Source organism: Okeania sp. SIO2B9 (genome assembly GCF_010672505.1).
Classification (GTDB): Bacteria; Cyanobacteriota; Cyanobacteriia; order Cyanobacteriales; family Microcoleaceae; genus Okeania; species Okeania hirsuta.
Window position 1 is genome coordinate 1 of the sequence record NZ_JAAHGK010001587.1, and the last position, 1,476, is coordinate 1,476.

The window sequence follows — 1,476 nt, forward strand, 5'->3', positions numbered from 1 at the left end:
GAGTCAACAGCCGTATATCTTGAAGCTGTATATCACCGGTAGTAGTCCCCGCTCGGAACGTGCGATCGAGAGTGATCTGAATTTTGTGTAAACGCTTGTTTGTTTAGAGAGAGAAGCGTTCTGGAAACAGGATAGCAAAATGCGATAGTGCGGCACGCCAATTTTTAATTGGACGATTCCATTTTTTCGCAATGTTATTCATGGCCAGATACATGAGTCTGCAAACAGCGGCTTCATCTGGAAAGACCGCTTTGGTCTTAATCACCTTACGCAAAGAGCGATTAAGGGATTCGATAGCATTGGTGGTGTAAATCACTCGACGAATCTCCATTGGGTAGTCAAAAATAGGAATGACATGTTCCCAGTGACGGATCCAGATCTGGCTGATAGCTGGGTAGGCCTCATCCCATTTCTCAGCAAAGGCATCAAGGGCCGCTTCTGACTCCGCCAGGGTGGCGGCTTGGTAAATTGGCTTGAGGTCCTTGGCCACGGCTTTTCGGTCTTTCCAGGGGACATACTTCATGCAGTTACGCATCAGATGGACAATGCATAATTGCACTTGTGTCTGGGGATAGACCGCTTCGATGGCTTGGGGAAATCCTTTAAGGCCATCACAACAGGCAATCAGAATATCCTTCAAGCCCCTGTTCTTAAGGTCCGTGAGCACCTTCAACCAAAATTTGGCTCCCTCGGTTTCAGCTTCACCGATCCACAGACCGAGGAGCTGTTTCTCGCCCTCTCGGTCGATGCCGAGAACCACATAGACGGCTCGTTTGCTGACGCGACCTGAGACCTTGATATTCACATAAAGGGCGTCGAGATAGACAATGGGGTAAATCTCATCCAGGGGGCGGGACTGCCAAGCTTTGACATCCTCGCTAACGGTATCGATGACTTCGCTGATCACCGATGCTGAAATCGTTGCGCCGCCATACAATTCTTCGAGTTGCGCACTGATATCACGGGTGCTCATTCCTCGGGCATACAGCGCCAGTATTTTGTCATCCAGACCGGCCAGGCGGCGCTGGTGTTTAGGCACCAGAATCGGCTCAAAGCTGCTGTTTCGGTCTCGAGGAATCGAGAGTTCCAATTCTCCGTCTTCCGATTGCACCGTTTTCTTTGAACTGCCATTGCGGCTATTTTTAGGGTGCTCGTCGTTTGGACTCGATTGAAGATGGTGATTCAGTTCACCGGCTAACGCACGTTCGACCAACCGTTTTTTGATCCGTTTTGCTAGACCGGACTCACCCAATATGTCCTCGGGCGTGGCACAGTCTGCTAGCAGTTCGTCTAGAAGCTCATCGACACGATTGGGTTCTTTTTTCTTGCGGGCCATGGGGCGATCTCCTGATGTACATGGATGATAGATCGCTTACACAAAATTCCGTACAGTCCCTTCTAGAAGATGCCCTTCAGCCTCCCGCCGTGTATGCCCTTTTAGAAACATTAATCGATTTTCTAGAGGAAGCCTAATCC

1 protein-coding gene is annotated in these 1,476 nt (G+C 49.8%); it reads right to left on the bottom strand.

Annotation, left to right across the window (positions count from 1 at the left end; genetic code table 11):
• Nucleotides 1-103: 103 nt before the first annotated feature.
• A complete protein-coding gene (locus F6K13_RS32880) occupies nucleotides 104-1,336 on the bottom strand; it encodes an IS256 family transposase (protein WP_287289890.1) in 1,233 nt (410 codons plus the stop codon).
• Between the last annotated feature and the right edge of the window lie 140 nt (nucleotides 1,337-1,476).